The following is a 5,548-nucleotide window of genomic DNA, read 5'->3' on the forward strand; positions in this document are numbered from 1 at the left end:
CCAACACCGAGAGCACCTCGGGGGGAATGTCTGTGGCGTCTTCAGAATCTTCATCCTCCATGGATTCAATCGTCTCCTCTATCGGAGCCGGGTCCGTCTGAGTGGCGGCAGGGTTCAGACTCTCACTGGCTGAGACCACACTCCGGCGATCCTGATCAACTCGCCTTAGTTTTGGTGATGGATGTTCAGGACTCTGTTGATGCTGAGGTATATTGGAGGCACCCGCTGTCGGCTCAGCCTGACGTCCTGCCCGGGTGCGCTTTCTTTTTGGTTGTTGAGCACCTTTTTTTTGAGAGCCCTCTTCTTGAGAAGCACTGCTTGCCAAAGCACCATTGTCCGGGGGTGGGGGTGTAGACCCATCTGTTGGGGGTAACGGCATGAAATATCTCTCTATTCGCCCAATGGATCATCCTCAAATAGCCATTCATTCAGCCCGAGCGGATCGCTCTTTTATCCTCACAGGCTTTCTGCCATTCGAGTTGTGTCGCCACATCCACTCTATCGCTCATTTTTTTTAGCACTGTGGCGAATTGTGTTGGAGTCATCTGATGGCGATAAAGTTCCAGCATTTCAAGTTCTTTTTCTTCCAGCTCCTGAAAACGATTAAATGCCTTCATCGCTGCGTCAAAGTTCAGTTCATTGATCACAGATGGTGGCTGAATGAGGGTTGGCAGTGAGCTGGTCATTATGGGCATAGTGTTCCAGTGATGCCCAGACTTCTGGCTTTAATGGTTTGCCTGATCTGACAAGACTGCGAATCACTCCGGGTGGCTGCAGAGGTCTTGCCCTGTTGTTTCCTGCCTGCCGGGTCTATGGCCCTTGCCTGACTGCCGGTCGTTCATCACGCCTGATCACACCCGGGGGCCCGGACGGGTGCTATTCTCGGTCAGCCTCCCGGAAGTACGGGGTTTTACGCTCATTCGATAACCGGCCATGTTTCCGCACTTTCACCCGGTTGTCCTTGGTTGGGGATTTATCGAATGAGTTCAGAACCCCTTATTTTGAGAAGGTGTCAAACATGCAGCAGGAACTTAGCTGGCATCATCATCGGTATCAAATATTCCTTGATCATCCAGTTCGAAGTAACCAGGAACAAATTCAGTTTTCTTAGATACAGATTCCTTCTCTGAGACTAATTGACTTAAAATCCGATTTTCTTCCTCCGTATTGCAAATCTTGTCTGTCAGTTCAATGTTCTGAACAGTCAGAAGCAAATTTTGCATTCGAAGGTTATCCGCTTCTTCTTGCAAGTATTCCATGCGAATTTTTGTATTTTCTCTGAATTTTCGAGCAGCATCCCTGTTCATCTGCCTTCTTACTTCAAATGGTCTTGCTTTTTTGCCCCTTGGCTTATTGCTTCCAACTGCTGTGGATGAAGAAGGCCCTGGTTTCCCGGAAACAGTTTCTGTTTCGACTTTTATAACACCACCTTCCTGAACAACTCGATGAAGCTGACAGGCATTGCCGTAGCTACAACCCGGCAGGCTCCCGGCTGTTGATGAAGACTTCAATACTTTTCTTGCAGGAGGCTCTGGGGTGACGCAAGGAGTTGCCACTCTTTTCAGAACAGCTTTTTTTCCTCTGGTCGTTGGTGTATCAGTAGGCTCCTGCGGAAGTCTGATATAACAATGATCCTGTGTCACAACACTGTATTTTGCGCCAGCCTTATCCGTTTTATCCTCACTGGCCTCAGCGTCTTTTGTCGACACAAGATTCAATGAGGATGTGTCCAAAGTCGAAAGCCTATCCATTGTTCCTATTCCTGTGCATTCCATGACTCATAAAGCCTAGACACTCTCCACAACGGAATGTTCCGTTTCTGACAGTAAATCTGACAACTCTGTTACTTGAGTACCTTTTTCCTGAAGGGGTTCGGATTGGTTGTTCACCGGAGTGAGTTGAGTGCTTTTTTTGAGAACGACTGCTCCGCAAGCGCCATTGTCCGGGGAGGGCGCAGAAGTAGATCCATCTATTGGGGATATCGGCAGGCAGCCTCTCCCTATTCGTCAAACGGGTCATCCTCAAATTTCCATTCATTCAGCCCGAGCGGATCTCCCTTTTTGTCCTCATAGGCTTTGTGCCAGTCGAGCTGTATCGCCACATCCACTCTGTCGCTCATTTTTGCGAGCACACTGGCTGATTGCATTGGAGTCATCGGGTGGCGATAAAGTTCCTGAGTGGAATGCGCAAATGATTTCCACAGGACGGTTAAGGGATCAGTAAACTATTGGAATGAATGGTTGTCCGGTTTATCTGAGCTGTCTCATTACCAGCCTTTTACCTGCCCCCTCAATGCTTTTGTCTGACCACGCTGATGCTTTCGATCCATGCGTTTTTTCTGCGAAGAACGGGTAGGCCTGGTAGCTTTTCTTTTTTTAGTCACCACCGTCGCCTTTTGAATCAGACCCAGTAATCGATTCAGAGCATCCTGACGATTTTTCTCCTGAGTTCTGAACGACTGTGCCTTGATCACAATGACGCCTTCGGAAGAAATCCTCTGGTCATTGAAAGTCAGAAGCCGTTCTTTATAAAAGTCAGGAAGGGAAGAAGCTCTGATATCAAACCTTAAGTGGACCGCCGAAGAAACTTTATTCACGTTCTGTCCCCCCGCCCCCTGGGCACGGACAAAATTAAACTCAATGTCATCGGAGGGAATCGTAACGGTATTGGAAATCTTCAGCATATCACTCAGTTTCTATCCTGAACGAGCACCCACGGTCGCACCACCACGGCCCATAAATCCGCTTTTTGCTCATGCCAGTTTCTGGCCTGATCGTCACTGACCGGTCCCAGTTTTTTTTCATTCAACCAGGCTTCTACTGTCGCTTTATCATCAATGGAGATGCTGTGAGCGACGGCAACAATATCCAGATCCGGAGCAACCGCCAGAAGGTGGCCGGAAGCAAAGTAGCGCTGAAGGTCTTCCCAGGCAATTTTTGCGGTTTCCAGGTTGAGTTTGGCTTTGTTCAGCTCATTGGGGTCTACAGAATCACTCATTAATAATCTGTCTGTCTGATTAACGTTAAATAAGGGCAGAGACTACCACATCCATGGTTTTTTCAGCCAGTCAGGGCTTAACCTCCATCAAACTCCCGGGATCGGGCATGATTTTCCACTTTTTGAACGAAATCAACCTTTAGCGGTCTATTCATTCAGGCGTTTCAAAAAACCAAATTATTGAGGGAATAAATTATGCCGCCACGGATGACCAATACTCCACCCTTACACCTGCCCGGCTGGACCGAACCGGAAACAGTGGTTTCCCCCCCTGCGTCCACTTTGGGCTTGAGCAACCAGACAGCTCGATCGGGTGGGCTCTCTGGTTACTCTTTACAGCAGCGACACATCACTTCCACTCGTGACCAGCGTCGTGAATGGATATCCCATGTTCAGGATGCACTGGGCAAAATTGATGTTCCATTTGGCAATAAAAAGTTTCAAAAATTTGTAGAAAATGCCCAGTATGATCTTAACAGGATGAGTCACAACCGTCCTGGGGAGGATGAAAAACTCTATCTACAGTCCCTGCAAAAACTGGTCAACTACCTCGCCGAGGAGCCTGGACTTCCTGAAAATACTTCCGTTCTGCAAACCCTGGCTGATTTGGGGCTGGGACTTGAGGGGGTGTCGATGAATTATAAAATACAGATCCCCTCCCAATTATTAAAACAACTCTTTGCTAACACACGCCTTGAAACCGTGCAGAAGATTCTTGACAAGGATGCCAAAAGAATGATGTTTCAGGCTGATCCGGGCTTTATGGAAATTCTGGAAACATATCTGCCTCGTATGTACCTAAAGGAAGTTGCCCATGAGCTTTTGAGTGAGCTGAAAAAACATCACATATTTCTTGAGCAACTCAATAAATCTCTGCGACTTTCGGAGGGTTCAGCACCGTATCTGATCACAGCTATTTTCGAATCACTGGGCATCAGGCATGGCAACCCAGAGGCGTCACAGGATTTCCTTCAGGGAATCACCACTGCACTGGCTTCAGAGTTTTTTACATTTCAGCTTTCTACACTGGAAGTTAATCTACAAAGGCATGAAAAACTGATTCTGAAAGAACTGAAAAAGCTGGATGATAAGGAGCGGGAACAGCTTCTGGTATCTGCCTTTGTATTAGGCCAGTGGGAACTGTTTAAGCGGTTGCTGGCGGGCTCCTCTCCCACAATACTTGGGCATCAGTTTAATAACGGCGGTAATATTTTGCACCTTATGGTGACAGCACTGCCAAGCATGAAAGCTCACGGAGAGGTATGCAATTCTTCCTGGCTGAAAGCTTATACCCCTCGCTATGACGAGTTGTTTCAGTACTTGCCCGCCGGGACTCTGGCCAATCAACAGGACAACAGCGGCGCAACACCGCTGTTGCTGTTATACCGACATCATTGCGAGCAATTAGCATCAGCGAGCATCTCCAAAGCGGAAGACTGTCAACTGGCCAGAGCCCAACGCAGCGCCCTGCTCAAGCTAACCGCTTCTGAGCATCTGATGAGTTGTATGCAGAATCATTTAGACGGAAAATTCCCTTTGAATGTCAACTGGTTTGCTGAGTTCCTGCAACTCTTCAAATCCTTGCCGCCATCCACTTTTAAAGCAATCAGCTTGCGCTCTGCTGAGTGTTCATACCACGACTACCTGAGACACAAACCCTCGACCCGTGCAACACGGTTACTTCAGCCCGTTATCAACTATTTTGAGCTTCACCCTGACGTTTTAAGGGATGAGCAGCAAACACTGGAACTGATAAGGTTAATACATCAGAAAGGGTTGCCGGTTGAATACTCTGCGCAAGTGCTCCGGGTTGTCACTCCGGGCATACAAAAAAAACTACTTGGGCACCTGTCAGCTACGCCTGATGATCGCGACTCACTGTTTATTGAACGATGCTACGACGTGATCTACAAAGGGAAACGTTACTATCCATGGCATCTGATTGGCCTTGGAGTTGGTGCTGGTTGTGTACTTAATCCAGACAGGTTTTATTGCGAACGTTTCCTCCACGAGGTGGCTGAATTTGGCAGGAAACACCCAAAAGAGACGGTGCCGGAAATGTCCGGGCTTTGGGAAGCAGAGTTGATCAATAGCAGGAATATTGAAATTTACGGTCGCAGTCTGGCTTTTCCTTCCACAGAGGTCCCTCATGGGTATCGCCGTTTCAAGTTCCTGAAACAACAAACTGGTTCCACAGAAAACTGGCATGACTTCATCCGCGAGCAGCCACAGCTGGATTTTTTTCGAAACCATAAGGATCAGCTGGGCCTTGAAAGCGCACTGCTTAAACCACGGGGCATCTATCGTCTGCCCCATGCCCTGGATAAGCTCAAAGCCTGTCAATTACCCGATGAAACTCTGGCAAGCATTGCCCTGGAGCCTGATGGTTCAGCACTGCTACATGTCTTTGACGATGAAAAAAATACCCGCCTTTATCACCACTATCCTTATGAAACGCAGGGAGTGGCCGGTCTCTCAGAGCAGGCAGCGTTTGAAGGCCTCAGGCTGTTTGCCAGAGATGCAGGTCGTCTCTGGCAACACAATTTTCAGG

The 5,548-nt window shown here is 48.2% G+C and carries 7 protein-coding genes; 1 reads left to right on the forward strand and 6 read right to left on the reverse strand.

Features of this window, described 5'->3' with window-relative positions; translation table 11 throughout:
• From KDK17_RS17120 to KDK17_RS17145, 6 genes are all read right to left on the reverse strand, one after another.
• Positions 1-379 (reverse strand): hypothetical protein (locus KDK17_RS17120; protein WP_257288638.1); only part of this gene is annotated, 379 nt, incomplete at its 3' end.
• Positions 380-428: 49 nt separating this feature from the next.
• Positions 429-695, reverse strand: a complete 267-nt coding sequence (locus KDK17_RS17125) for a hypothetical protein (RefSeq protein ID WP_257288639.1) — start codon at positions 693-695, stop codon at positions 429-431.
• A 336-nt stretch (positions 696-1,031) separates the two neighbouring features.
• Positions 1,032-1,751, reverse strand: a complete 720-nt coding sequence (locus tag KDK17_RS17130; protein ID WP_257288640.1) for a bZIP transcription factor — start codon at positions 1,749-1,751, stop codon at positions 1,032-1,034.
• Between the two features lie 248 nt (positions 1,752-1,999).
• Positions 2,000-2,146 (reverse strand): hypothetical protein, encoded by a 147-nt coding sequence (locus tag KDK17_RS17135; protein WP_257288641.1) that lies wholly within the window; start codon positions 2,144-2,146, stop codon positions 2,000-2,002.
• A 120-nt stretch (positions 2,147-2,266) separates the two neighbouring features.
• Positions 2,267-2,683: an alternative ribosome rescue aminoacyl-tRNA hydrolase ArfB gene (gene arfB / locus KDK17_RS17140; RefSeq protein WP_257280099.1), complete on the reverse strand. Its 417-nt coding sequence runs from the start codon at positions 2,681-2,683 to the stop codon at positions 2,267-2,269.
• A 5-nt stretch (positions 2,684-2,688) separates the two neighbouring features.
• Entirely contained in the window at positions 2,689-2,997 is a 309-nt protein-coding gene (locus tag KDK17_RS17145) for a DUF2288 domain-containing protein (RefSeq protein WP_257252686.1), read from the reverse strand.
• A 195-nt stretch (positions 2,998-3,192) separates the two neighbouring features.
• Here KDK17_RS17145 and KDK17_RS17150 point away from each other — a divergent pair.
• The coding region (locus KDK17_RS17150) for a hypothetical protein (RefSeq protein ID WP_257288642.1) at positions 3,193-5,548 on the forward strand (2,356 nt) is incomplete at its 3' end.

Source organism: Endozoicomonas sp. SESOKO2 (assembly GCF_024606245.1).
Taxonomy (GTDB): domain Bacteria; phylum Pseudomonadota; class Gammaproteobacteria; order Pseudomonadales; family Endozoicomonadaceae; genus Endozoicomonas_A.

Coding starts and splice junctions, on each gene's coding strand:
- KDK17_RS17125 (WP_257288639.1), bottom strand. CDS start 695: ATGCCCATAATGACCAGCTCACTGCCAACCCTCATTCAGCCACCATCT.
- KDK17_RS17130 (WP_257288640.1), bottom strand. CDS start 1,751: ATGGATAGGCTTTCGACTTTGGACACATCCTCATTGAATCTTGTGTCG.
- KDK17_RS17135 (WP_257288641.1), bottom strand. CDS start 2,146: ATGCAATCAGCCAGTGTGCTCGCAAAAATGAGCGACAGAGTGGATGTG.
- arfB (WP_257280099.1), bottom strand. CDS start 2,683: ATGCTGAAGATTTCCAATACCGTTACGATTCCCTCCGATGACATTGAG.
- KDK17_RS17145 (WP_257252686.1), bottom strand. CDS start 2,997: ATGAGTGATTCTGTAGACCCCAATGAGCTGAACAAAGCCAAACTCAAC.